The sequence below is a fragment of the Streptomyces sp. NPDC044033 genome (genome assembly GCF_056434425.1).
The window spans coordinates 116,711-142,805 of sequence record NZ_JBWKFF010000015.1; the positions used below are offsets into that span (position 1 = coordinate 116,711).

Sequence of the window (26,095 nt, forward strand, 5' to 3'; positions counted from 1 at the left end):
TTTTTGTTGGTGTGGGGTTTGTTCCCGCTTTTGGTCCGTCGACCACCGTCGCTTGCACCCCTCGAGAGAGGGGGAGGACACGCCCCCCCCCCCCCCCCCCGCGGCCCCCCCCCCCCCCCCCCCTCCCCCCCCCCGGCGCCGAGGCCGCGGCCGTACGTCCACGAGCACGGCTCCGCACAGGGCCGAGCCCCCTCGGCCGGGACGGCGGGCCAGTCGAGAGGGCTCCATGCGATGCTGCGGATTGTTGTTGTGCGGAATCGCTGTGGTGCTGTTCTACGGTGTGCTGCGGTGTTGCCGGAGGACGGAACCGGTGATCAGAGGTCGTACGCACCTTCGTTGACGGTGCCGAGGAAGGCGGACCATGCCTCGGAGGTGAAGGTGAGGACGGGGCCCTGCGGGTCCTTCGAGTCGCGGACGTCGATGGACCGGATCAGGGGGGTCGCCACCTCCACGCAGTTGCCGTTCACGCCGGAGTACGACGACTTCCGCCAGGTGGACTGGGCGCTGTTCGACTGCTTCATGTTCACTCCGCGAAATTGCAGTTCGGTGAGAAGCTGTCGCTTCTCGACGTGCTGACGACGCTACGCCGCAACATCGCTGGAGTGCAGAGGAGTTCACCCGACCGGATGGCATATGTCAGTGGAGCCTTCCATGCCGCGGAGGCCAGGGTGTACGGTACCGCCCCCACGGCGCGCCGGGGCCCTCCGGCGGCCCCTCAGAGCGCGTATTCCTTGGTCACGTCCTGGATGAACTTCCGCGTCTCGTCCGCGTTCAGCGCCTGCGCCCGCAGGTGCTCGTACATGACCCCGTACTTCTGCACGTCCGAGTGCTTCTCCAGATAGAGATCGCTGGTCACGCCCTCGATGTAGACGGTCGTCGAGTCCGAGGGATCGTCGAATTCGAGGACGGAGAACGTGCCCGTCATGCCGGGGTGCGAGCCGACGGAGTACGGGAGGATCTGGAGCGTCACATGCGGCATGTGGCTCAACTCGATCAGCCGCTCCAGCTGTTCGCGCATCGTCTGCCGGTCGCCGACGACCCGCCGCAGGGCCGACTCGTCCAGCACGGCCCAGAAGCGCAGCGGCCGGTCGGGCGCGTGCAGCCGGTCCTGGCGGCGCAGCCGCACGCCGACCCGGTTCTCGACGTCGTCCATCGACGCCTCGGGCCACATGCCGCGGATCACCGACTCCGCGTACTGCGGGGTCTGGAGCAGGCCGGGGACGATGAGCGACTCGTAGTTGCGGACCGAGATCGCGTCCGCCTCCAGCCCGATGTAGACGCTGTAGGTGGGGGAGAGGGTGCCGAAGGCGTGCCACCAGCCCTGCTGCCGGGACTCCTTGGCCATTTGCATCAGCGATTCAACCAAATGCTGATCCTGGACCTCATAGACCCCGCACAGGTCCCGCACATCGCGCTGGCTGATGCTGCGGCGGCCGTTCTCCAGGCGGCTGATCTTCGACTGGGAGACCAGCAGGCGGTCGGCGACTTCCTCCGCCGTCATGCCCTTCTCCTCGCGGAGCCTGCGCAGCTCCTGGCCCAACCGGCGTCGGCGGACGGTGGGATTGACACTGGACGCCACGGGGACGCACCTCCGGCTCCGTACTGCTGATGTCTCCTGCTTGCTGTCATCTCCTGCTCGGCAGCCTGCCACCACTGTCCGCCGCCGCGCTGGGAAATGGCCACACAGAGTCCGGGTGCGGTATCCGCGCGTACACACCCGGGCATGCGTGCGGGGTGGCGGGGCGGCCGTCGTCCGGGGCGGCCGGCCCACCACCCCGCGCACTGGATGCGGCGCCCGAACCGGGTCATGGGGACTGCGGTGCGGTCGGTGGAACGGATACTGCTGGGTGCTGCCGGTACTTCCAGGTGCTGCGAGTGCTGCCGGTACTGCTGAGGCCGCCAGTACCGTCAGGGGTCGCCGGTACGGCTGATGCGGCCTCGTGGGGTGTCAGCGGGCCCCGACGCGGGCCATGGCCCCGTAGTGCGCCGCCTGGAGGCCGACTCCGGCGGGCTCCGCCGTGGCCCGAGCGGCGGGCTGCCGTCCGGTGACGCCGGGTGCGCTGCCCACGCCGTTCGTGGTCGGCGCGCGCCGCGGCTGGGCGGCGACCCCGTTCTGCACGTCCATGACGGCGTGCGCCACGAGCCCGCCCATCGGGTCGTGCCTGATGAGGTCCCGGAGCCGGGAGCGCGATGAACGCCCCTCGTTCCCGGGGTAGAGGTGCTTACCGAGACCGACCGCGTGGGCCAGGGCGGCGAGCGCCGCGGTCCGCGGGTCCGGCGGTACGCCGGTGCGGATCGCACTGTCCAGCCGGGACCTGATTTCCCGGCTGATGGCCGTCTCCGTCGCTTGGTAGCGCGTCGTCGGCAGCACTCCGCACATCTGGCCCGCGACGGCATGGACCATGCCGCACCGCTCCAGATGCGTGAGATACGTCTGGCGGAGCCCCAGCCTGGGCCCGCCGATCCAGTGGACCGCGCGCACCGGACTGCCGCGTCGGCGCAGCAATTCGAGCGCGGAGTCCAACGTCGGATCTCCTGTCGGCCGTGGCATCACCACGGCGATACGATCCCCGTCTGGGGCTATCCGTCCTGCCAGAGCCAGCTCTACTAGCTGGGCCCCGGCAAGGCCGAGGTCGAGCGACTGCGGCTGCGCCGTGGTACCCGTGGCCGGGTCCAAGGCGAGCAGCAGAAGCTCCTCCGGAATTGTTCTGCGGCTCCTGCCCATCCATGCCTCCCCGCGTGGATGAATGACAGGGTGACCCCTCTCACATTCATCTGTCGAGAGCGCGTGGTTGCTTCGGGAGGGAACCGGTAGGTATGTCGTTCTCGTCTAGCGGGTGGGCGACGCCCTCTGGCGGTGCGGCTGCGCGAAGGTGCGGCGGCGACACAGGACACTGGTAGACATTCAACACGGTTGGCCCGCGGGACGTGGACGCGATCGGGCGTCGGGCGTCCCGCGAGGCATATCGCGATGTATTTCGAGGAGGCATCGGTGGCGGGCGAGTCCCCCGACAGGTCGGAGCAGCGGAAGTCGTCGGGGGAGACCGATCGGGGCGAACGCGACCCGAGGGTCGCGGTCTTCCGGTCGGACTCCGAGTCGGGTTCAGGAGCGGGTTCGGAGTCGGGTTCGAAGGCGGAATCCACGGACCGGCAGGCGAGCGTGCCGGCCCAGGACCCGGGCGAGGCAGGCGCGGACGAGGAGCACGAGACGGCTCCCGAGGAGCCGGGCGAGGCACGCCCGGCGACCAGGCAGGACGAAGCCGCGACGGACGCGGCGGCGAGCACGGCGGCGGGCTCGGGCGATGGCGGCGAGCCGGACTCCGAGGGGGCCAAGGGCGTTACGGATGCAAAGTCCACGGCGTCGGACGCTCCGTCCGGCAAGGCGTCGGGCGAGTCTTCCGAGGCGGGGTCCGACCAGGGGTCCGGCAAGGAGCCCGACGAGGAGCCCGACGAGGGCGAGGGCGCTCCTCCCCGTGACGCGCGGCTGCGCGCCGCCGTCGCGGCCTGGGTCGCCAGCGCGGGCACCGACGGCGAAGAGGGCGCCGAGGGTGCTGACGGCCCTGAGAGCCCTGTGAGTCCTGAGGGCGCTGAGGGCGCAGCGGGAAAGAAGAAGGAAGAGGAAGGTTCTTCCGCTCCTGAGGAGAAGGCGGCGGAGGAGAAGCCGGAGACCCGGGGAGAGGGCGGCGGCCGGCCGGTCGACCGGCCGACGGCGGTGTTCAACACCCTGCGGTCCAAGGAGACGGAAAAGCCGGAAAAGCCGGAGGAGCCCGGCGGCTCCGAGCCCGAGGAGTCCTCCGAGTCGAAGGACTCCGAGGAGACGCCCAAGGACCGGCCGACGACGACGCTCAAGAGGCCCGTCGACCGGCCGACGACCACGCTCAAGACGCTCGGGTCCACGGCCGCCGAGAGCGGTGCGAAGGGCGGCTCATCCGAAGGCGACGACGGCCCCGAAGGCAGCGGCGGCTCTCAAGACAGCTCTGAAGACAGCTCTAAAGGCGGCTCTAAAGACAATAAGGACAGCGCCAAGGCGGGCGGCGCCGCCCCGGGGGCCGAGCCCGATGCCGAGCGTACGAGCCAGTTCGTACCGCTGAGGTCCACGGACGCCGCGCCCGCGAAGCCCAAGCCCGCCCCGGCCAAGCCCGCGCAGCCGATGCCCGTACCGGCGCCGCCCACCGCGGCTCCGAAAGCCCAGGCCCAGCCGGAGGCCGCGGCGGCTCCGGCCGCCGCGCCGCAGGCGATGCCGCCGTCCGAGCGGACGACGCAGCAGCCGCTGCCCTCCGGCGAGGCGCAGGGCGGCGGCCAGAAGATGCCGCTGGACCTGCTGGCGCAGCTGACCAACACACCGCCTCCGCCGGAGACTCCGACGCGCACCGTCGTGCGCCGGTTCAAGATCTGGACCCCGCTGGTCATCCTGCTGCTGATCGTCTTCTGCGTGGTCCAGGAGGTCCGGCCGCTGCCGGACGCGACCCTGGCCCTCGGGACGAAGAAGGCGTACACCTTCGGCGGCGAGAAGTTCCAGATGCCCTGGCCCGACCAGGGCCAGGCCGCCGCGAAGGTGGTGGGCGTGGGCGACGTCGGCACGTCCGGCCCGCAGAAGCCGGTGCCGACCGCGAGCGTCGCCAAGGTCATGACGGCGCATCTGATCCTCCGGGACCACCCGCTCAAGAAGGGCGCGAAGGGCCCGAAGATCACGATCGACGCGCAGGCGGAGAAGGAGGGCAAGTCCCAGGACGAGTCCGTGGAGCCGGTGAAGGAGGGCGAGCAGTACACCGAGTACCAGATGCTCGAAATGCTGCTGATCCCCTCGGCCAACAACGTCGCCCGCAAGCTGGCCCGCTGGGACGCCGGGTCGGAGGACGCGTTCGTCAAGAAGATGAACGAGGAGTCCAAGCGCCTCGGCATGACGAACACGACGTACACCGACCCGAGCGGCTTCAACGCGTCGACCAAGAGCACCGCGGTCGACCAGACGAAGCTGGCCGAGGAGTCGATGAAGGCGCCGATCTTCCGGGAGATCGTGGGCACGCCCAATGTCCAGAACGACTCCCACCTGCCGCGGAAGCTCTACAACAACAACAATCTGCTGGTCAACTACGGCACGCTCGGCATCAAGACCGGCTCCAGCTCGCCGGCCGGCGGTGCGCTGATGTGGGCGGCCAAGCGGACGATAGACGGCAAGGAGCGGCTGATCGTCGGGGCCACGATGGACCAGCACGCGTCCGGCGATCTCCAGAACAGCCTCGACCTCGCCCAGACCAACACCAAGCCGATGATCAAGGCGGTCCAGGAGGCGCTGACCTCCGCCGTGATGGTCAAGAAGGGCGACGTCGTCGGCAACGTGGACGACGGTCTCGGCGGCAAGACGCCCGTCGTCGCCACCAAGGACCTGAAGGGGATCGGCTGGCCCGGTCTCGACGCCAAGCTCGCGATCGGCGGCGGCGGCAAGACCGTGCCGCACTCGGCGAAGGCCGGGACGGTCGTCGGTGAGCTGACGGTCGGTACGGGCCCCAGCCAGCAGAAGGTGCCCGTGGCGCTCCAGAAGGATCTGGCGGAGCCGTCGTTCGGTTCGAAGCTGACGCGGTTCTCCTGATCGAGGGGGTTTGACGAAGCGGCGTGGCGGCGGCCCTGCTCCTGGGAGCGGGGCCGCCGTCCTGTAGCGTCGCGTCGGTTGTACGGCCCAACCCGCCGTGCCGCCTACTACCGCTGACGACTGGGGCAGCGTGAAGATGGGGGAGACCTCGGGGGAGACGGGGAGAGCCGCAGTGACCACCGTGGGGCCGACGCGGCCGGACAGTACCGGCGATCCGGAAGACGACCCGCAGGAACAGCCGGGCCGGGCAGAAGAGCCGGGCCCGGCGGAGCGGCCGAGGCCGGAACTCCTTGACGCGCCGCGGAAGCCCGGCCGCTGGGCCGCCGCGGGCCGGTTCCTGGTGCGCCCCGTCCCCGCCTCCCTGATCGCCGCCGGGGTGCTGCACCTGCTCTGGGTGTGGCTGTTCGCGAACAGCGGCGGGGACCTCGCGGCGCAGGACGCCTGGGCGGAGTTCGTCGGCCGGCATCCGGCGTCGGCGTACAACCTCGCCTGGTACGGCGGCATGCACCCCGTCTCGTACAGCGTGATCTCGCCGTATCTGATGCACATGCTCGGCGTGCGCACCACGATGATAATCGCGGGCACGCTCTCGGCCGGGCTGCTGGCGCTGCTGCTGGTGCGCAGCCGCGCCGTGCGCCGGCCGCTGTGGCCCGGCCTGTACGGGGCGTTCGCGCTGACCTGCAACGCGGTCTCGGGCCGGGTGACGTACGGGCTCGGCGTGGCGTTCGGGCTGGCGGCGGTCGCGGTGATCTTCGCGTGGCCGGTGCGGTGGCGCTCCGTGCGGTGGGAGCACAAGTGGGCGCGGGCCGTGCTCGCGGGCCTGCTGGCGGCGCTGGCCACGGCGTCGAGCCCGGTGGCCGGGCTGTACGTGGGATTCGTGGCGGCCGCGCTGTGGGTCGGCAAGCGCCGTCCGGCGGCGTACGCGCTGGGGCTGCCCCCGGTGCTGGTGGTCGCGCTGTCCGCGTGGCTGTTCCCGTTCTCCGGTCAGCAGCCGATGGCGTTCCCCTCGGCGATCCTGCCGCTGCTGAGCGGCGTCTTCGGGTTCGTCTTCGCGCCGAAGCGGTGGCGCACGGTCCGGATGGCCTCGGCCCTGTACGTCCTCGGGGTGCTGCTGGTCTGGCTGATCCCCTCGCAGATCGGCACCAATATCTCCCGGCTCGGGATGATCTTCAGCGGGGTGCTGCTGGTCGCCGTGTGGACCGGGACCGAGCGGCCGCCCCGCCGCGAGCTGCTGCGGACGGGCCGGGGCCGCAAGTGGACGGCGATGATCCTGGCCCTGGTGACGATGACGGCCTGGCAGCTGGCCAACTCGATCGGCGACGCCGTCAACACGACGCCCGCCGCGTCCTGGGCGCGGGAGCTGGCGCCGCTGGTGGACCGGTTGCAGCGGGTCGACGCCGAGCGCGGCCGGGTCGAGGTCGTGCCCGCGCGCAGCCACCGGGAGGCGTCCGCGCTGGCCCCGTACGTGAACCTGGCGCGCGGCTGGAACCGGCAGGCGGATATGGGACGCAACCCCCTCTTCTACGAGGAGGGCATGCTGACCCCGGCCAGCTATCACGAGTGGCTGGGCCGCTGGGCGGTGCACTACGTGGTGCTGCCGACCGGCGACCCGGACAACGCGGCCAAGGCCGAGGCGAAGCTCGTCGCCGCGGGCCAGCCGTATCTGCGGGAGGTGTGGTCGGACGCCAACTGGAGGCTGTACGAGGTGAGCGCGCCGACTCCGATCGCCGATCCGCCGGCGGTCGTGCGGCGCGCGGACGCGGGCGAACTGACGATCACGGTGAAGACCGCGGGACCGGTGCGCATCCGCATTCCGTACTCGCCGTGGCTGGGCCTCGTCGACAAGGACGGCAAGTCGGTCGAGCCGCCGAAGGAGGGCAAGCGCCACGAGCCGCCCGTCAACGTCGACGGCTGTCTGACGAAGCAGGTCCAGATCCCCAAGGACGAGCGCGAGCCGGAGGACGCGTGGACGGTGCTGCACGCGCCGCACGCCGGCACGTACCGCATCGCCGCTCCGTACAAGTTCCCGCGCGGCACGATGTGCCCGGAGGGCATGGCGCTGCCGTAGCGCTCACCCGCAGACGTGCGGCAGCCAGGGCGCGTCCCGCACCCGCTGCCGCACCCGGTCGAGCTCGCGCAGCAGGGCGTTCAGGTCCTGGCCGGGGCCGCTGAGGAATGTGAGGACCGCCCGCTGGAAGGCGGTGCGCAGCGGCGGCGGCATGGAGTCGGAGGCGTCCAGGCAGCGGGCGCCGGGGGTGCTCAGTTCGGCGGCGGCGCGCCGGGAGGTCGCGTCGGGGTAGCGCACGGCCCGCGGCAGCGCGTTGTCGGCGAAGAACGGGGGGTAGGTGCCCTTCGGCGGGTCCGCCGCCCATGTCGTACGGGCCCGGTCGGACGCGAGGTAGCGCATCAGCCGTTCGGCCTGCGGGGTGGCGTGGAACATCGCGGCGAAGTCGGCGGAGACCTCGTGCGCGGTGGAGCCGCGGTCCGCGCCCGGCAGGACGCGGGCGGAGTCGGTGAAGTCCGTGGCCAGGCCGCTGGGGTAGGAGCCGCGGATGAAGGTCCCCTGGTGCTCCATGGCGCACTTCGGCGAGGCCGCGGACATGCCCTCTCCCGCCGTGCGGAAGTCGAGCCCCAGCGCGTCCTCGGCGGACGCGGCCCCAAAGACGCCGCGGAACGTCTTCCAGGCCCCGGCCAGTTCGGGCGAGGTCCACGGCAGCTCGCCGGCCGCCCACTTCTCGTACACGCCCCGGCCGCGCTGCTGGAGCAGGATGTCCTCGATCCAGTCGGTGCCGGGCCAGCCGGACGCCGCGCCGTCGCCCATGCCCGCGCACCACTGGCCGCCGTCGGCGGCCAGGGCGGCCAGGCCGCCCGGATCGTGGCGCGCGGTGTCGTACCAGACGATGCTCTTGAGGTCGGCCTTCACCGGGAAGGCGTAGGCGTGACCGCCGAACCTGGGGGTCCACAGCGCGTCGAAGGAGTCCCACTGCGCGCGGCCGAGAACGTCGTCGAGGCGCTTGAGCGCCTTCTTCCGCACGGCGTAGTCGGCGACTTCGCCGGGGCTCGGCAGGATCGCGACGTCGGGTGGCGTGCCCGCGTTGACCTCGGAGAGCAGCACTTCGCGCAGGGCGGTGGTGCCCTGGTAATCGACGCTGATGCCGCTCTCGGCGGTGAAGCCGGCCAGCACCTTCTTGAACGCCGCGCCCTCTTCGCCGGTCCAGGTGGCGAGGACGGTGACGCTGCCCGCGGCGCGGGAGCGCGCGTCGCCCGTGCCGACGGCGCACACGATCAGCAGCCACAGGGCGAGCATGGCGGCGGTGACGTTGCGGGGACGGGTCGCGGTGGTCATCGGGGCTGGAACCGGTACTCGTCGATGCGGGGCTGGAGCCCGGCGAGCACCAGCGCCGCCAGCACCGTGCCGCCCAGCGGGATCAGGCCGACGAGGCCCGCGCGCCAGTGGGTGTCCTGCATGGTGTTGAGCACCTCCGGGAGGACTCTGGGGGTGGTCGGGGCGCTCGGTGTGCCGGGGACCAGGAGCGTACGGGCCGACTCCAGCCGGTCCTGGGTCTGGCCGGTGAACAGCGCCAGCGGGAACAGGACGATCAGGAGCGCGGTGGCGACGGCGAGGAAGGGGTTGACCAGCCGCCGGAAGCGCCGGCGCAGACGGCGCTGGGTGTCCACGAGCAGCCAGCCGAGGGCGGCGAAGAGCGCGCAGGCCAGCGTCCAGGCCAGCCACAGCAGCCAGCCGAAGGACGCCTGCCGGTCCAGCACGCCCAACTGCCGCTTCTGGAGGGTGTCGAGGCGGTCCAGGATGCCGCTGCCGCCCCACCGCAGCATGTCGCGGGCGTAGCCGAGGTAGGCGTCGCGCAGGGTGGGGTTGTCGCGGTTCACGTACGCCTGCTGGATGAGGTCGGCGTAGGAGGAGACCAGGCCGGTGGTGGTGCGCAGGTTCTGGCGGCCGGAGTCGCCGGCGACGGTGCCCTTGATGGCCTGCGCGAGGTTCTGGTCGGCGGTGGACAGCGCGCTGCGGTAGTCCTCGCCGGGCCCTTCGATGTCGGCGGTGCCGTGGCCGAGCCCCTGCCGGGCGCTGTCGTAGGACTGGGCGAGGGCGTTCCGTACGGCCGCGATCTGGACGATGGCGGGGGCCGTGCCGCCGGTGACGGCCCCGGAGTTGCGGCTGACGCCGTAGTACGCGGCGAGCAGCGCGGCGAAGGAGACCGCGGTCAGCACCAGCAGGGCGGTCAGGCGGCGGACGAGGAAGGCGCGGGTGCCGCTCATGACGGGGGCTCAGCGCGCAGCGAGTTGTCGCACTGCTCGCAGAACGCGGCGTCCCCGGGGTTGACGCGCCTGCACCAGGCGCAGGTGATGTCCGGCAGGGGCGCCGCCGGAAGGGGCCCGTCCGCGACGGGCGGGCGGCGGCTCTCGTCGTTGATGACGAGGATGGAATTGAGGTCGATGCCCTGGATCTCGTCGAGCAACTCCACCTGGCCGGCGGCCGCGTCGATGATCCGTACGAGCCGGGCCAGGCGGTCCAGCACCCTTCGGTCGCCGGTGGCGTGGGCGAGTTCGGCCGCCCGGCTCCACCGCCGCAGGGCCTCCTCGCGGTCGTCCCGGTCGTACGCCTCGCAGCCCTCCGCGACCGCCTCGGCGAGCTCGGCCTGGGCGTCGTAGTGCGCGATGCTGGGGTCCGCGGAGAGGAAGGGCGGCGGGTCCTTGGTCCAGCGCACCAGGACGGAGGCCGCCCCGGGCGCCGGGGGCGCGGCGTCGCCGGACAGCTCCAGCTCGACGGAGGCGAGTTCCACGTCCTGGTCCACCGGGTCGCCGTCCGGGTCCGCCGTTACGCACACGTGGTACTCGCGCACTTCGTCGCCCCAGGCGGCGGCGCGGTACGACCAGGTCCGCCCGTCGGCGTACGCGCCCTGATCGGTGAGGTCCGCGCGGGTGGGGTGGACCTGTCTGACGAACCGCAGTTCGCTGCCCGCCCGGTGCCGGATGACCAGCCGCACCTCCGCGAGGGACTTGGCCATCGCGCTGCGCACCAGCGTCCGGAACTCCGCCTCCAGGTCGGAGTCGTCGCGCACCGAGTCGGCCCGGCCGTGCAGACCGGCGGCGATCCGCCGCAGCTCGGCCTGGTCCCAGTCCTCGCCGATGCCGCGCGCGTCGCAGATGTACCGCTCGGCGCAGTCGGCCAGCACCTGGTCCAGCCGGCCGGGCGGATCGTGCTCGTTCTTGCCGTCGGTCAGCAGCAGGGTGTGCCGGATCGGGACGCGGTGCGCGGCGTGGAGCTCGCCCGCCCGCTCCAGCCAGGTGGCGATCGCGGTGCCGCCGATGGCGTCGAGCCGGTACGCGGCCCGGACCGCCTGCTCCTTGGACTCGGGCCCGGCGACGGCGAGTCCGTCGCCGTCCGGGTAGGCGACGCGGGCGTGTTCGGTGCCCTCCACGATGGCGAAGCGGGTGCCGTCGCGCAGGAGCCGGACGGCGGCCGCGGTGGCCCGCCGGGCGGCGGCGATCTTCGTGGGGGGCCAGCTCATCGAGCTGGAGCAGTCGATGACGATGACCTCGCTGGCGTCGGTGTGCGCCGCCGCGGGCCCCAGCCCCCGGGCGGCGACCGTCACGATGGCGTGCATCTCACCGCGCCCCGCCGCGGCCGGCAGGTACTTGTTCTGGTGCACGCGCACCGTGATCTCGCTCATCTGGTCCCCGTGTGGTCAGGTCAGGCCCTCGTCAGCGGGCGGATGGAATTGGCGCGGTCCACGAGGGCCCCGTGCTCGTCGGCGGTACGGGCCTGACGCTGGGCGATGCGCCGCAGCGAGGCTTCGAGCAGGAGGCGCAGCGCCGCCTCGGGGCCGGGGCGGGCGTCCCCGGTGCGGCGGCGGCCGGGGCGGGGACGCCGCCCGGGGTCCGGCGGCGCGAAGTGGGGCGCGGCGAACAGCGGCGCGGTGAAGGCGCGGGCGGCGGCCCGCACCTCGTCGGCGGAGTGCGTACGGGACCAGTCGAGCGCGACCTGGAGCACTTCGGCGTTGAGCCGGTCGCGGGCCTCGCCGGAGCGCTGCCCGTCGTCGAGGTCGAGGCGCGGCAGTCGGCGCACCGCGTCCTTGAAGTCGTCGACGGACGGCAGCCGGAACGGGGCCGGGCCGAGCCGCCCGGCGCGGACGCGCACCGCGGCGATCTGCGCGGCGTCGTAGTGCCGCGAGACCATCGGCACCCCGTCCAGCACCTGGACGGCGGCGTCCCGGTCGCCGGCCGCGAGCCGCAGCCGGGCCAGCCCGAAGGCGGCGCTGCCCTGCGAGCGGTTGCGCTGCCACACCGCCTGGTAGAACCACTCGGCGGAGGCCGGGTCGCCCAGCCGCTCGGAGCAGTAGCCGAGCGCGAGCTTCGGCGCGTACTCGCCCGGCAGCACCCGGTAGACGTTCGCGAACTGCCGTGCGGCGACCGCGACTTGGCCGCGGGCCAGCAGCATCAGGGCGCGGTGCCAGCTCAGCCGCCAGTCGTACGGGGCGTTGCCGTCGCCGATGATGCGGCGCGCCTTCGCCAGTCGCCGGGCCGCCATGGGCAGTCGGCCGAGCTCCAGGTGCGCGCGGCACTGCCGGAACTGGATCTCCGGGGACTCGGGCTCGTACCGGGAGGCGTTCAGCTGCTCGATGAGGCGGCGCGGGCCGGCGTCGGTCGGGGTGATCAGCAGCGGGGTGCCGGGGTCCTTCGGATCGGGGAACGGCACGGGCAGGCCGGGCGGCACCCGGTCGGGGCCGGGCAGCCCGTGGCCCAGCGGTCGCGGCTCGGGCCCGGCGGGGCCGTCGCCGAGCCACTGCTCCAGCGGCGGGATGCGGCCCAGCGAGGCGTCGAGGAGCGCCGCCGTGGGGGCGAAGAGGGTGGACGGCTCGGGGTGCTCCTCCGTCAGGCGCAGCGAACGGGTCTCCCGCAGGATGCCGCGCAGTTGCTCCGCCATCTCGTGGGCGGAGGCGAAGCGCCGCCGCGGGTCGTGGGCGGTGGCGCGGGCGATCGCGTGCTCGTAGGAGGTCGCGGCGAGGCCGGGAGGCTGCTGCTCGGGCCGCTCGGCCCGCAGCGAGAGGTCCTGGAGGGTCCGGCCGACGCTGTAGATGTCGGAGCGCACGCTGAGGCCCGCGAAGCCGTGCCGCTTGACCTCGGCCGGTGCGTAATAGGGGGTGATGACGGGGCGGCCGTCCTTCTTCACCCGGCCGAGCCGGTGCGTCGCCCCCAGATCGATGATCTTGATCTTCCCCTCGTGGTGCATGACGTTGCTCGGCTTCATGTCGCAATACACGAGCCGTTCGCCGTGCAGGTATGCGAGGGCGTCGAGGATGAGGCAGCCGTAGGTGAGGATGTGCTCGTAGAGCCGGGGCCCGTCGTACGGGGGCTGGGCGTGGGCGATGAACTCCTTGATCTGGGCGAGCGTGGTGCCGCCCACGAACTCCATGACGATGTAGCCCGTCAACTGCCGGCCGTTGCGGGTGGGGTGCGTGACGTAGTTGATGATCCGGACGATGTTGGGGTGGTCGAGCACCGTCAGATAGCGGCGCTCGTCCAACGCCGTCTCCAGCGACGCCCGGTCCTCCGTATTGATCAGCCCCTTGATCGCCACGGGCTGGTCGTCGAGTTTGGTGTCCTCGGCGAGATAGACCCAGCCCATGCCGCCGAACGCGACGCAGCCGACCACGCGGTACTGGTCGCCCAGCAGATCGCCGGCGCTCAGCTGCGGGGTGAAGTCGAAGGGGCGGCGGCAGTTGCGGCAGTACCCCGAGGCCAGCGCGGGCTGCCCGGCATAGGGCGCGCCGACTGTGAAACCGCAGTCCTCTTGGGCGCAGAGCCGGCCTTTGCGGGACGGCTGCGGGTCGTCCAGGACGAGGCTGTCGCGGGAGAGGAGATCGACGTACGGCAGCTCCAGCAGGCCCTCGCCCGCGTCCCTGACCTCGAAGAGCCGCGCCGTACGCTGCCGGTCCCGCGCGGCGGTACGGGTGGTGGTGGACTCGATGAGGTCGGCCGTGGGGCTGTTGGCGGGCGGGGGCGGGGGCGGGGGCGATTGCGAGGGGGGCGGCGGGGCGGGGCGACTGAGGGGCTGCCGTCCGCAGTTGGAGCAGAAGCCGTTGGATTTGATGCGGCCCGGGCAGGGCGGGCGGTCGCAGGGGGTGGTGGAGGGGGCGGCCGTCATGAGGGGTCTGCTTGGGGGTTCCGGGGGGCGTCCGGGGCGGCGGGGCCGGGTGGGGGACTGGAATCGGCCGGGGTGACGGGGTCGGGTGGGGGGCCGGAATCGGCTGGGGCGGCGGGGTCGGGTGGGGGACCGGAATCGGCCGGGGCGGCGGGGCCCGCCGGACCGTCCGGTTCCGGTGGCCCTCCGTGCTCGGCGCGGCTGACGGCCCGCGCGAACGCGTACACGGCACCCTCGGCGGCCTCCAGGCCGAACGGCTTGGCGTCGAGCGCCTGCCGTGCCGCACGCCGCAGCCGCACCATGTCCTCCCGCTCCGCGGGCCCCAGCGCCCCCAGCTTCGCGACGGCGGCGCTGAGCAGCCCCTCCAGATCGCCGCGCGCACGCTCCAGCTCCTCCGCGGCCCGTACCCGCTCCGCTTCGGCCGGCCGTCCCGCCTCGGCCCGCGCCAGCACCGAGGCCACGGCGTGCTCGAAGGCGGCGAGCTTCGGCAGCACGCGGTAGCTGCGCAGATCGGGGTCGACGCGCAGCAGGCTCCGGGTGATGTGCAGATCGCCCACGTACCGCTGGGCCTCCTCGCCGGCCGACCGCGCCCGTTCGACCTCCTCGGCCAGCCGCGCCAGCCAGGCGTCGACGCGCTCCGGATCGGGCCGGAACAGCTCCTCGGCGAGCGCCAGCCCGGGGGCCCGGGGGTCGCGGAAGACGATCAGCAGTTTGGCGCCGCGGGAAGCGAGGAGGCTCAGGAGACGCAGCAACGCGTCCGGGTCCGGGGCCCGGTCGACGCCGACGGCCACGATGGTGAGGGGGACCGTGCCGGTACGGATGAGGTCGGCGGGCGAGGTGCCGTTGTGCGTCCTGAGCCCCATGCGGTCGGCGACCAGCCGGGCGAGGTCGGGGGCGGTCCAGTCCGGCGCGACGACGGCCAGGTCGACGCTGCCGACCGGCGGCACGGTGCCGCGCGGACGGCCGGTCACGCGCGGCAGCGAATGGCCCCCGGACAGCTCGCGGCTGGCGAGGGTCACCGCGCGGCGGAGCGCCTCGTACTTGCCGCTCTCCTCGTCGGTGATGACGAGAGTCTCGACGTCTTTGAGGCCGTCGCCGCCGATACCGCGACCGCCCGCACCGGCGTTACCGGCGTGCGCGCCGATCGGGAGGGGTGTGCCCCTGCTGGGCAGGCCGAGGCTGTCGCGCCGCAGCCAGCGGGTGAGGCGGCGGGCGAGCCGCATGTCCTGCTCGCCGTCGGTCAGCATGGAGACCAGGCGCCGGTCTATGCCCTGCCTGCCGTGCACCCACTGGGCGACGACCGGGAGGTGGTAGAGGATCGTCTCGGTGGGGATCATGTACGAGAGGGACTGGCGCTGCCCGGTGGGCACGGCGTCGACCGGGTCGTCGTAGCGGCTCACGACCATGCCGATGACGTGCCCGGTGTCGCTCACCTCCACGGCCGAGCCGCTGAACCCCAGCCGGACCGTGTGCGAGGCGCTGTGCGGGGTCATCTGCACCCACTCGGACTGCGGCCCCGCCCGCCCGTCGATCGTGGCCCGGAACAGCATTCCGTACTCGTTCGAGCTAGGGAAGCCGTACATGTTGACGGGCCGCCCCCAGGTCGGCGGCAACCGGTGCAGCGACGTGGCGTATTCGGGCGGCTGCGGGACGCTGAGCTTCAGCAATGCCACATCCGCGCAGTGATCGGCCTGCTGCGGCCTCCAGCAGCCCTCGGCCACCCGGGCGGGCACCAGTCGCGCGTCGCGCACCCCCGCCAGATCGACGAGCACCTCGGCGTCCGGGTCCGGGTCGCCCTGCTGGTCGGCGATGACGTGAGCGCAGGTCAGCACGGTGTCGGTGTCCAGCAGAATTCCCGCGCCCAGGATGGCGCGCGATGCTCGGCTACGGATGCGTACCCGCCAAAGCCCGCTGTGTGGAAGCCGGTTGGCGGGGAGTTCCAAGTCCGCCCCCATGCGACGACAGCATACGCGCGCCTGTGTCCCAGTGGCGCGGCCCGACTCATGAGGCACTTGACAGGGTCGCCGGGGGACTGGTGGCGCGTCGCGTGGGGGCGGGTCCGTGCGTACGTGGGTCTGTGCGGACGTGGGTACGTGTGGACGTGGGTCCGTGTGGAGGTGGGTCCGTGCGGACGTGGCGAGGGCTGGTGCAGGGGCAGGTCCGGGGGCCGGCGCGGGGCTCAGGCGTACGGGCCGAGCACGACCCCTCGGCCGGCGTAGAAGTGGTCGAGCTCGCTCCACGGAACGCGGGCGAACTCCTGGGAATCTCCCGGGAATCCGGACGGGTTGTGGATGAGCAGCTGCCCGTCCGCCGCCCCCACCGCGAGGACCAGGTGACCGCCGCGCGCCGTCGGCCGCGCGTCCGGGGTCCGGATCGAGGGATGCACGGACAGCATGACGAGCCGCCCCGCCGACAGCTCGTCGCGGACCGCCGCCGCGGTCAACTCCGGGCGCGACTCGGCGAACAGCCCCCAGCGCCGCCGCGCGTACGCGGCGAACGGCGCGTAGATCAGTCCGTCCACCCGGTCCGCGTGCCGCACGTACGCACCGGCCTCCTGGCATTCCTCCGCGAGCGTGACGGTCGGCGGCGCGCTACCGCGCCAGTGGTCGAGCGCCATCCGCAGACAGGCCATCCCGCACACCCGCCACGACCAGAAGCCGTACTCCTCGGCCGTGGCCGCGCCGGACTTCTGCCACAGCGGGTCGTCGGCGGCCCGGACGTCGCCCGCGATGATCGCGGGCACGAGGGCGGGGGTCTCCCACTGGGCGTAGTAGGGGACGGGGTGGCGTATCGAGCGGGGCTCGTGGAGCGCTGTCATGGACGCCAGTCTCACCGACGCCAGTCTCACCGACGCTGGTCTCGACCGTCTCGACCGTCTCGACCGTCTCGACCGACTTGACCGGCGGGGGCGGCTGTCGCGGCGGCCGGGAGCGGCCATGGCCGACCGGCCGAGGGCGCCCCGCCCCCTCCACCCCAAGAAAGTGGTCGTCACACCTTCCGCGATCGGCCAGAATGTAGTGCTCTGCCGGACTCTGACTCGCAGTGTCGGCCCGGCCGGCCGCTCCGGGGCTCGGGGGCTGTCCCCTGGGAGTGCGGCGCACCCACGAGAGGCCCTCCGCTGAGTACGCACCAGATGATTCGCTGGACCGACCAGGACCAGACGCCGCTCTCGGCCCGCTGGCGCTCCGAGAGCGCCGCGGAGCCGCCCGCCCGGGTACGGCTCGCGGACGACCGTATGACGGCCGACGAGGCTTACCGGCTCGCCTGCGAAGGCACCGCCCTGCTGTGGAACGGCGACTTCCAGGGGGCCCGGCAACTGCTGGGCGCGATGGCGCGGCGCGTCGACCGCGGCCCGCGCCGCAGTCGTTCGGCGCGCCCGCCCGCCGCCTCGCCGGCCGAGACGTTCCACCGGCACCGCCAGGCGCAGAACCGGCGCGCCCGCGTCCTGTCCATGCTGCTCGTGCCGATCGACGCCGACCACACCATCGCGCTCCGGCGCGCTCCGGACGTACGGGAGGCGTGCGCGCAGGCGTACGGTCCGCCCGACGGCCCCAGCGTGGCCTCGCTGCGGGAGGTGCTGGGGCTGATCGGCGCGTACGAATGGCGGCGCGGCGGCGTGCCCGTACAGGCGCTGGGCGGCGACCGCATCCATCCGCACTACGGGGTGTTCTCGCCGGTCAGGGGCGAGTACATCGATCTGGTGGCCGAGGCCGCGCTGCCCGCGGGCACCACCCTCGCGTACGACATCGGCACCGGTACGGGCGTGCTCTCCGCGCTGCTGGCCCGCCGGGGCGTGCGGCGGGTGGTGGCGACCGACCTCGACCCGCGAGCGCTGGCGTGCGCGCGCGAGAACATCGAGCGGCTGCGCGTGGCGGACCGCGTCGAGGTGGTACGCGCCGACTTGTTCCCGCCGGGCCCGGCCCAGCTGATCGTCTGCAACCCGCCCTGGGTTCCGGCCCGCCCCACCTCGCCCGTGGAGCACGCGGTGTACGACCCCGACAGCCGTATGCTCCGGGGCTTCCTCGACGGCCTCGCCGCCCATCTCGCGCCGGGCGGTGAGGGCTGGCTGATCCTGTCCGACCTGGCCGAACACCTCGGGCTGCGGACGCGTGAGGAGCTGCTGACCGCCATCGAGGGGGCGGGCCTGCGCGTGGTCGACCGCACGGGGGTCGCCCCCCGCCACAGCCGCGCGGCCGACCCCGACGACCCACTGCACGCGGCGCGCGCGGCGGAGGTCACGTCCCTGTGGCGGCTGGCGGCGAAGGCCGCCTGAGACCGGCGGGAGCCTGCCCCCAGGGACTTCTGGGGGCAGATTTCTGTGGCCGTGAGCCGCCGCGGAAGGCTCAGAAACCCGGGTCGTCGGGCTCGTCGAAGTCCGGTTCGTCGGCGTCGGTGGGCCAGCCCGGCTCGGCGGACTGGGCGGTCCTGGGGGACGGTACGGGCTGGCTGGGCGAGGCGGGCGGCGCGGATCGGGCAGGCCGGCTGGAAGCGGTACGCGGCCGGGCGGGCGTGCCGGACCGAGGACCGGCCGAAGCCGCCACCCCGACATCGCTGGCCGATCCGGTCGAAGACGCCGATCCGGTCGAAGACGCCGAGCCGGTCGAAGACGCCGAGCCGGTCGAAGACGCCGAGCCGGGGGCGGCAGCCGCATCCGCAGCCGCAGTGGCGCCGGACGTGTCAGCCGTCCCTGGCGCCCCCGCCGCTCCGTCTACCCCTTCCGCCCCTTCCGACCCGGTGAGCAGGTCCAAGATCTGCTGCCCGTACTTGGCGAGCTTGTTCTCGCCGACGCCGTTCACCGAGCCGAGATCGGCCAGCGATGTCGGGGTGGCGGTCGCGATCTCGCGGAGCGTGGCGTCGTGGAAGATCACGTACGCGGGGACGCCCTGCTCCTTCGCGGTGGCGCCGCGCCAGGCCCGTAGCGCCTCGAAGACCGGTACGGCGGCCTCCGGCAGGTCGACGGGGGCGGCGCGCTTGGCGGACCCCGAGCCCTTCGCGGCCTTGCCGGGACGCGCCGCGGGTTTGGGCTCGCGCCGCAGCATCACCTGACGCCGGCCCCCGAGGACCTCGGCGCTGGCGGCGGTGAGCACGAGGGTGCCGTAGTCGCCCTCGACGGTGAGCAGCCCCTGCGCCAGCACCTGGCGGACCACGCTGTGCCACTCGGGCCCGCCGAGCTCCGAGCCGATGCCGAAGACCGACAGCGCGTCGTGGTCGTGCTGGATGATCTTGGCGGTCTTCTTGCCGGTCAGGATGTCCACGATGTGGCCCGCCCCGAACTTCTGGCGGCGCTCGCGGTCCAGCCGGACCACCGTGGAGAGCACCTTCTGGGCGGGCACCGTGCCGTCCCAGGACTCGGGCGGGGACAGGCAGGTGTCGCAGTTGCCGCACGCGGTGCTCTGCTGCCCGAAATAGGCCAGCAGCTGGACGCGGCGGCACTCGACCGTCTCGCAGAGCGCGAGCATGGCGTCGAGGTGGGTGCCGAGCCGGCGCCGGTGGGCCTGGTCGCCCTCGGAGGTGTCGATCATCCGGCGCTGCTGCACGACGTCCTGGAGCCCGTAGGCGAGCCAGGCGGTGGAGGGCATGCCGTCGCGCCCGGCGCGGCCGGTCTCCTGGTAGTAGCCCTCGACGGATTTGGGCAGGTCGAGGTGGGCGACGAACCGTACGTCCGGCTTGTCGATGCCCATGCCGAAGGCGATCGTGGCGACCATGACCACGCCGTCCTCGCGCAGGAAGCGGGCCTGGTTCTCGGCGCGGACGCGGGAGTCGAGCCCCGCGTGGTACGGCAGGGCCAGGATGCCCTCCTCGGCGAGGAAGGCGGCGGTCTTCTCCACCGAGGACCGCGACAGGCAGTAGACGATGCCCGCGTCGCCGGGGTGCTCGGTGCGCAGGAGGTCGAGCAGCTGGCGCTTGGGGGCGTTCTTCGGGGCGACGCGGTACTGGATGTTGGGCCGGTCGAAGCTGGCCACGAAGTGGCGGGCGTCGTCCAGCTTCAGCCGGGAGGCGATTTCCTGGTGGGTCGCCTCGGTGGCGGTGGCGGTCAGCGCGATGCGCGGCACCTCGGGCCAGCGCTCGTGCAGCGCGGACAGGGCGAGGTAGTCGGGCCGGAAGTCGTGGCCCCACTGGGCGACGCAGTGCGCCTCGTCGATGGCGAAGAGCGAGATCGTGCCCCGTTCGAGGAGCCGGAGCGTCGACTCGACGCGCAGCCGCTCGGGGGCGAGGTAGAGCAGGTCGATCTCACCGGCGAGGAACTCGGCCTCCACGAGCCGCCGCTCGTCGAGGTCCTGCGTGGAGTTCAGGAACCCGGCCCGTACGCCGAGCGCGCGCAACGCGTCGACCTGGTCCTGCATGAGCGCGATGAGCGGCGACACGACGATGCCGACGCCCTTCCGCACGAGCGCGGGGATCTGGTAGCAGAGCGACTTTCCGCCGCCGGTCGGCATGAGCACGAGCGCGTCACCGCCGCCGGCCACATGCTCGATGATCTCTTGCTGACTGCCCCGGAACGAGTCATAGCCGAAGACGCGGTGCAGCACCCGCAGGGCATCGCTGTTCTCGGGCGCGTCGGGGGCTTCGGTGCCGATTTCCAGGGCGGTCATACAGGCCATCGTAGGAGAGACCGCTGACACTCAGGTGGCCGAACGGGGTGCCGGGGCAGGATCGTCCGTCGCCACCAGCGCTTTACGCTCGAATGCTGGAAAATAGAGTGATAAGCGCTGCTAGTGCAGCTATGCGGTGTTATGTCTGAAAGGTATGTGCGATGGACTGGACGACGTGGACCACGACGAACGTCATCGCGGGCCCCGGCGGCGTCTCGACGGACGAGGCGGGCACGCTGACCGGGGACATCACGGTGCACACGACCTGGCGGGACGGCCTGGCGTACCTGGCCGTGCAGCACAGCATGGCGCTGGACTGGTACACCATGGCCGGCGGCCCGGTGGCCGTACCCGATGAGGAGTCCAGCCGCGCGCTGCACCAGGCGGCGGTGGAGGCGGTACGGGCGGGGGGCGGCGCGGGGGCTCCGTCGGCCGGGCGGGGCGGTGACGAGGGAACGGACTCGGCAACCGATTCGGCAACGGATTCGGGCACTGAGCCGAAGGGGCCTGAGGCGGCGGCGGGCACGAGGCGGTGGTCTTGATCGTTGTCAGGTGGCCGGGTGGATACCGGCCGGGCTGATGTGACCGGCCCGGACCGTACCGACGTGACCGGCCCCGACCGACCGAGTCGAGCCGAGCCGAGAAGAACAGAACGGATGGCCTGCCCATGCCCCCCATCGATGACGTGCGCGTACGCCCGGCGACGGACGAGGATGTGCCCGCCGCCGTACGGACGCTGACCCGCGCCTTCGCCGACTACCCCTTTACCCGCCACGTGGTCGCGGCCGACGACCACGAGGGCCGGGTGGGGCGCTTCCAGGAGCTCTTCCTGACCCGCGTCGGGATGGCGTACGGCCGGGTCTGGGTAGCCGACGAGGGCCGCGCCGTGGCCGTGTGGACCACTCCGGACCAGGACCCGAGCCCGGGATTCGCGGAGGTCGGCCCGCTGATAGGCGAACTGGCGGGGGACCGCGCGGCGGCGTTCGAGGCGGTCGAGCACGCGCTGGATCCGTACCGCCCCAGCGAGCCGGCGTGGTTCCTCGCCACGGTGGGGGTGGACCCGCAGACACAGGGCCGGGGGCTGGGCAGCGCGGTGCTCCGGCCCGGCCTGGAAGCCGCCGGGGAGGCCGGTCACCCCGCCTTCCTGGAGACGTCGAGCGAGCGGAACGTGAAGTTCTACGAACGGCTCGGCTTTGCGGTCACGGCGGATGTGCGGCTGCCTGATGGGGGCCCGCGGACGTGGTGCATGCGGTGGGAGGCGCGGGGATAGGGGGGATAGGGACGACGGTCGGCGTAGGGACGGGCGGCGCCGTTACGGTCGTGCGGGCTCGTCCTGGGCCACCTCGATGCCGTACTCCTGGACCAGTTGCTCCAGGCCGCCCTCGTACCCCTTACCGCCGATGACGAAGCTCCAGTCGCCGCCGGCGCGGCGGCGGAAGGAGCCCAGTACGAGTGCGGTCTCGCCGGGACGGCCGTCGGAGACCTCCAGCTGGTCCAGCGGGGCTCCGGCGGAGTCCAGCAGCCGGATGCCGGCCGCGGTGAAGCCGGACAGGCCGGCCGCGGGGTTGGCCACGGGGTCGACCGCGGCGACGATGACGAGGCGGTCGGCCCGCTCGGGCAGGGCGTCGAAGGAGACGCGGATGGCGGCCCTGTCCGGTGCGACGGGGGTGAGCGCGTGGACCGTGCCGTCGGGTGTGCGGGGGTTGTTGAAGAAGACGAAGTGGTCGTCGTCCAGAACGCGGCCGCCGTGGCAGACGAGCGCGCACACGTCCAGGGCGACGCCGCCCGACCAGTACATGCCCAGGATGTTGTGCTCGTTCCCGTCCGGCCCGTTCTCATCCGGCTCGTTCTCGTCCCGTCCGCTTTCGTCCGGCCCGTTCTCGCCTCGTTCGTTCTCGCCCCGTCCGTTCTCGGTATCAGGCACCGGCCGCTGGGCGGGCACCGCGCGTACGTCGCCGCCCAGCCGTCCGCGCAGCCCGTGGCGGTGCAGCAGATCGACCAATTCGGGGCCCGACACCAATTCCAGGGGCTTTCCGTTGGCGAAGGTGTGCGAGCCGGGCCCGAACCCGGAAGTCGTGACCAGCACACCCTTGTTGGCGCCGGCGTCCTGGACGGTGCCGTACAGATCCCGGACGGCGGTCGGGGGCACGGTATTGCGGTAGCGCTTGACTTGGACGACGATTTTCCCGCCGCGAATCGGGGCCGGGTCCAGCGCGTCGACATCCACGCCGCCGTCATTGGAACGCTGGGTCATCACGGCCCGCATTCCCATGGCCCGGAACAGATCCGCGACGAGGGACTCGAAGGCGATGGGGTCCATCTCGAACAGATCCGGTTCCTCGTCCCCGCCGTGGGTGACGAAGCCGTCGGCGAAATCCTCGGGCACCCGGCCGGGCCGCACCGCCGCCCCCTGGTCGGGGCGGGCCGAGAGCTGGCCCCGGAGGCCGTCCACCAGGCAATCGACGGCCTGCACCTGTTCCAGCCGCAGCTCGGCGAAGGCCGAACGCGTGACCATGACCGTCGCGAGGAAGATCCGCGCCTGCCGGCCGGTCGCCGGGTCATGGTCGTCCACGAACCCATTCAAGGCGATCGATTCCAGGGCGCCGAGGCCATCCGCCTCATCCGCCGCGAAAAGATCGTGCAGAACCAGCAGCAGACATTGCGCGAGAACGTCCCGGTACAGCGCACGCCGCTGGGTCGCGGACCGAGCGACTTCCTTGTCCTGATCGGCATTGATCATGTAGCGCACCGACTTCGCCGCCGGGACGACGTCGAGTTTGGGCAGTTCCCAATTCAGCACCAATTGCCGGGCATTGGAGTCGTACGCCGCGGTCACCTGACGCGGCAAATCCTCCGGCCACCCCGTCGACGCGTACAGGGCGGCGGAGAAGTACTCCACCGCGGCCTCGGAATCGCCGTTGCGAAGGGCCGCCGTCATCTCGGCGATGTCGGCGTTGTGCCGACGGACCTCCTCCGACTGGGCGCGCGCCCGCAGGTCGTACTGGAGCCGGTAGGCGGCCAACTGCCGCTGCCGCTGGGCTTCCGCGTCCTGCGCGGCCCGCAGATCACGCTCGTACCGGGCCTGCGCCTCCGCCTGGGCCTGAGCGCGCCGGGAAGACGTCCAGCCACCGGCCGACGGGTACTGATCGCGATCCGGCATCGGAACGGGGTGAGCGAGCGACCCGGGGGAGAAGTCCTCGACTCGCTCGGTCCGGGTCAGAAAACGGGCGCTGAACGCCGGCGCCAGACACCCCGCGGCCAGCAGCCCCCGCAACACCGCGACCCGAGCCTCCAACTCCTCGGTCCGCCGCCAGGCATCCGCCTCACGCTGCTGCCGATAAGCCACCCGCTGCTCACGGTACCCGCGCGCCACATCCCGCTGCTGGGCGCGCTGCCGCCGCTCCCGATCCCGCTCGAACCGGGCTTGCGCCTCGACCCGGCGCTGCTGCTGACGCTGCGCCTCAGCCCATATACCGACCAACCCGCTGGACCGTCGACTCATGCTCTACAGGCCTTCCCCTGGACCTAGACCCCCAGTCTCCGCCTGCCAGTCCCTATGCCACAACCAGCGGTGACGCACAGAACCACACCGCTGCGCGCCGCTTGCCGACGCCGGGTCCGCCGGTTCGAGATCAGGCGCGGAACCGCGTCGACGTTCGCGCGTACGGAACCGACTTCCGCTGTACGAAGTTGCCGTTCTCCGCTTCTTCCGCTGGCTCCGCTTCGTCCGCGGTGAACGGGTCGTGCATGCGCGAAGCCTCGCGGTCGGCAACGGCACAGACCGAACACCGCGCAACCGGCCCGCGTTACGGACGGCCCGGTCGCGGAGCGGTTTCGGGGCAGCAGAGGGGCAGCCGAGGAGCGGTCGAGGGGCGGCCGATGAGCAGTCGACGGGAACTGACAAATCCTCATCGTGCTGCTTATGATGCCGGGGATGAAGAACTACTCCTCGTATGGATCGGGGGAATCATTCGCGCAAGGTGAGTGCTGATGTCACATCACTTCGCGAATCGGATTCCGTCCCACCTGTTGATGTGGCAGCGCGTACGCGAGTACGCCATTCCACTGTCCATGATCGAGACCGCGACCGCACGGCGTGCGGTCGGCGACTGGGCCGGGGCGTGCGCCGCCGCCCGGGTCGACATCGATCTCGATCTGCACGCCGTGCGTGACCGCCACGGCACCGATTTCGTCACCCGCCTCCGCGCGGATCTGCGCCGCCTGGCTCCTGACCTGCTCCGCTGGCACATGCCCCGGATCGCCCCCGACGGGCGGCTCCGCCCCGGCCTCACCATCTCCCTTGTGCGTTACCGGAGTTCGGGCGAGACGCCGCTTCAACTGGTGGTGCGGACACCGCCGCTCTGGGCGGACGCCGGACAGCGGATGTCCTTGTCCCTGTGGGAGGGGCCCGGGAACGGCCCGGGGCGCCTACCGCATCCACATCCACCACATCCGCATCCGCATCCGCATCCCAACCGGCGATTCCGGCTCGACCTGCACCGGCATCTCTGGGACTCCGAGCGGAGCGGCGAACTGGCGTGGCGGTGCGGGGCGGGCGAGGTGCCACCCCTGGTGCCGCCCGACCGGCCTCACGCACCCGTTCGGCCGGACGCGCCGGAATCGCCGGATCGGCTGGACGCGCCGGATCGGCCCGCCGTCCACGACGGCGCGTGGGCGTCGGGGAATTGGGCTGCCGAGGCGGAGTTGCTGTTGCGGGCCGAGGGGCGTTGTCGCGGGGCCTTCGTCGTTCGGCTCGGTACGCGCAGCCGCGCCGTGCTCGAACTCGTCGCCCCCGACGAAAGCCATGCTCCGACGATCCGGCCGCTGCGGGAAACGCTGCCGCCACAGGAGGTCGCGGCGCTTCCGGTGCTGCCGGAGGCGGCGGCCCGGGTCCTTCCGGATGTGGAGCTGCTGCGGGCCGGGCTGGTCGCGGCCGACCGGCTGCATCTGCTCGTCGGCGCGGCACTCGCGTCCTTTGGCCGGGTGCCGGGGACCGGCCCTGCCCTCCAGTCCGGTGATCCGCACCGAGTGGAGTGCCGGGGCGAGGTCCACCGGATAGCGCTGCGGGACGGGACGCTCACGGCGGTCGACCACGACCCGGCACAACTGCGCCGGGAGGGGCTGCTGGTGGCGCTCGGCGGGCGCGCGCTGCCCTGCCTGCGCGCCATCGACGAGGTGCACCGTGACCCGGAGGCGCTGCCGGCGGTCCGGGAGCGGCTGGGCCATGGTGACGTCACTGGGGCGCTGGCCGTGGTCGAGGGGCTGCTTGGTCCCGGTGCGGTCCTGCGCGACGGGCCGCTGCGGGAGGAGCTGGAGTCGGCTGCGACCCGCCGTATCGACCACGGGCTGTTCCGCGCGGGGCTGGTCGCCGCGCACCCCGCTGCCGGTTCGGCAGCGGGCGGAAACACCTCGGGCGTGAGGCACGCGGAGGCGGGCCACCGCCCCCGACTCGACCGCCGTACGCCTCCCTCGATGCGCCTCAAGCAGGGCAGCCGGGCCCGGCCCCGTACCGGCCTGAGCCCGATTACCAGCTGACCGGCTGCATTACCTGAGCCTCGCGCTCGCACTGTGCGTACGCCGCTGCGCACCCATGACATCCGGGACGGTCCGTCCCGTTCCCCTATTCCACTCAAGGTGATGCCCATGACCTCCCGTACCCTCTTGCCTGCCTCGGCCCAGACGGCTGGTGCGCCTGCCTCGGCCCAGACGGCTGGTGCGCCCGCCTCCGCCCAGGCCGCCGGTGCGCCTGCC

17 protein-coding genes are annotated in these 26,095 nt (G+C 72.5%); 6 read left to right on the top strand and 11 right to left on the bottom strand.

The window, feature by feature from the left end; translation table 11 throughout:
- Window positions 1-314 precede the first annotated feature (314 nt).
- The 3 genes from AC07AB_RS25275 to AC07AB_RS25285 all read right to left on the bottom strand — a co-directional run bounded on the left by AC07AB_RS25275 (window position 315) and on the right by AC07AB_RS25285 (window position 2,725).
- A complete protein-coding gene (locus tag AC07AB_RS25275) occupies window positions 315-521 on the bottom strand; it encodes a DUF397 domain-containing protein (RefSeq protein WP_478570828.1) in 207 nt (68 codons plus the stop codon).
- A 194-nt stretch (window positions 522-715) separates the two neighbouring features.
- Window positions 716-1,579, bottom strand: a complete 864-nt coding sequence (locus AC07AB_RS25280) for a helix-turn-helix domain-containing protein (RefSeq protein WP_478570831.1) — start codon at window positions 1,577-1,579, stop codon at window positions 716-718.
- Window positions 1,580-1,948: 369 nt separating this feature from the next.
- Complete coding sequence (locus tag AC07AB_RS25285) at window positions 1,949-2,725, bottom strand: GOLPH3/VPS74 family protein (RefSeq protein WP_478570833.1); 777 nt, start codon at window positions 2,723-2,725, stop codon at window positions 1,949-1,951.
- A gap of 267 nt (window positions 2,726-2,992) precedes the next feature.
- On the opposite strand from AC07AB_RS25285, the gene AC07AB_RS25290 reads away from it, so the two are divergent.
- Together AC07AB_RS25290 and AC07AB_RS25295 are read left to right on the top strand one after the other, a co-directional pair.
- Entirely contained in the window at window positions 2,993-5,590 is a 2,598-nt protein-coding gene (locus tag AC07AB_RS25290) for a D-alanyl-D-alanine carboxypeptidase family protein (RefSeq protein ID WP_478570836.1), read from the top strand.
- A gap of 172 nt (window positions 5,591-5,762) precedes the next feature.
- Entirely contained in the window at window positions 5,763-7,658 is a 1,896-nt protein-coding gene (locus AC07AB_RS25295) for an MFS transporter (RefSeq protein WP_478570839.1), read from the top strand.
- 3 nt (window positions 7,659-7,661) lie between these two features.
- Here AC07AB_RS25295 and AC07AB_RS25300 read toward each other — a convergent pair whose 3' ends face one another.
- The 6 genes from AC07AB_RS25300 to AC07AB_RS25325 form a co-directional block, all read right to left on the bottom strand.
- On the bottom strand, window positions 7,662-8,936 hold the full coding sequence (locus AC07AB_RS25300; protein ID WP_478570842.1) for an ABC transporter substrate-binding protein: 1,275 nt from the start codon (window positions 8,934-8,936) through the stop codon (window positions 7,662-7,664).
- Window positions 8,933-9,865, bottom strand: coding sequence for a hypothetical protein (locus AC07AB_RS25305; RefSeq protein ID WP_478570845.1), 933 nt, complete (start codon window positions 9,863-9,865; stop codon window positions 8,933-8,935). Before AC07AB_RS25305 ends, AC07AB_RS25300 begins: the two co-directional genes overlap by 4 nt.
- Window positions 9,862-11,280 carry a VWA domain-containing protein gene (locus AC07AB_RS25310; RefSeq protein ID WP_478570848.1) on the bottom strand — a complete coding sequence of 473 codons (1,419 nt, stop codon included), beginning with the start codon at window positions 11,278-11,280 and terminating at the stop codon, window positions 9,862-9,864. The genes AC07AB_RS25305 and AC07AB_RS25310 overlap by 4 nt, the downstream gene beginning before the upstream one ends.
- A gap of 20 nt (window positions 11,281-11,300) precedes the next feature.
- Window positions 11,301-13,754 carry a serine/threonine-protein kinase gene (locus AC07AB_RS25315; RefSeq protein WP_478570851.1) on the bottom strand — a complete coding sequence of 818 codons (2,454 nt, stop codon included), beginning with the start codon at window positions 13,752-13,754 and terminating at the stop codon, window positions 11,301-11,303.
- Window positions 13,751-15,706: a S1 family peptidase gene (locus tag AC07AB_RS25320; protein ID WP_478570854.1), complete on the bottom strand. Its 1,956-nt coding sequence runs from the start codon at window positions 15,704-15,706 to the stop codon at window positions 13,751-13,753. The genes AC07AB_RS25315 and AC07AB_RS25320 overlap by 4 nt, the downstream gene beginning before the upstream one ends.
- 224 nt (window positions 15,707-15,930) lie before the next feature.
- Window positions 15,931-16,569 (bottom strand): C39 family peptidase, encoded by a 639-nt coding sequence (locus AC07AB_RS25325; RefSeq protein ID WP_478570856.1) that lies wholly within the window; start codon window positions 16,567-16,569, stop codon window positions 15,931-15,933.
- Between the two features lie 315 nt (window positions 16,570-16,884).
- On the opposite strand from AC07AB_RS25325, the gene AC07AB_RS25330 reads away from it, so the two are divergent.
- Window positions 16,885-18,024, top strand: coding sequence for a methyltransferase (locus AC07AB_RS25330; protein ID WP_478570859.1), 1,140 nt, complete (start codon window positions 16,885-16,887; stop codon window positions 18,022-18,024).
- Between the two features lie 70 nt (window positions 18,025-18,094).
- Here the strand turns inward: AC07AB_RS25330 and recQ are convergent, their stop codons facing one another.
- A complete protein-coding gene (recQ, locus tag AC07AB_RS25335) occupies window positions 18,095-20,344 on the bottom strand; it encodes a DNA helicase RecQ (RefSeq protein WP_478570861.1) in 2,250 nt (749 codons plus the stop codon).
- Between the two features lie 161 nt (window positions 20,345-20,505).
- Between recQ and AC07AB_RS25340 the strand changes: the two genes are divergently transcribed.
- Window positions 20,506-20,886: a hypothetical protein gene (locus AC07AB_RS25340; protein WP_478570864.1), complete on the top strand. Its 381-nt coding sequence runs from the start codon at window positions 20,506-20,508 to the stop codon at window positions 20,884-20,886.
- Window positions 20,887-21,011: 125 nt separating this feature from the next.
- On the top strand, window positions 21,012-21,614 hold the full coding sequence (locus tag AC07AB_RS25345) for a GNAT family N-acetyltransferase (RefSeq protein WP_478570866.1): 603 nt from the start codon (window positions 21,012-21,014) through the stop codon (window positions 21,612-21,614).
- A gap of 42 nt (window positions 21,615-21,656) precedes the next feature.
- Here the strand turns inward: AC07AB_RS25345 and AC07AB_RS25350 are convergent, their stop codons facing one another.
- Window positions 21,657-23,846, bottom strand: a complete 2,190-nt coding sequence (locus AC07AB_RS25350; RefSeq protein ID WP_478570868.1) for a restriction endonuclease — start codon at window positions 23,844-23,846, stop codon at window positions 21,657-21,659.
- Window positions 23,847-24,334: 488 nt separating this feature from the next.
- Between AC07AB_RS25350 and AC07AB_RS25355 the strand changes: the two genes are divergently transcribed.
- Window positions 24,335-25,879: a hypothetical protein gene (locus AC07AB_RS25355; RefSeq protein ID WP_478570871.1), complete on the top strand. Its 1,545-nt coding sequence runs from the start codon at window positions 24,335-24,337 to the stop codon at window positions 25,877-25,879.
- Window positions 25,880-26,095: the final 216 nt, after the last annotated feature.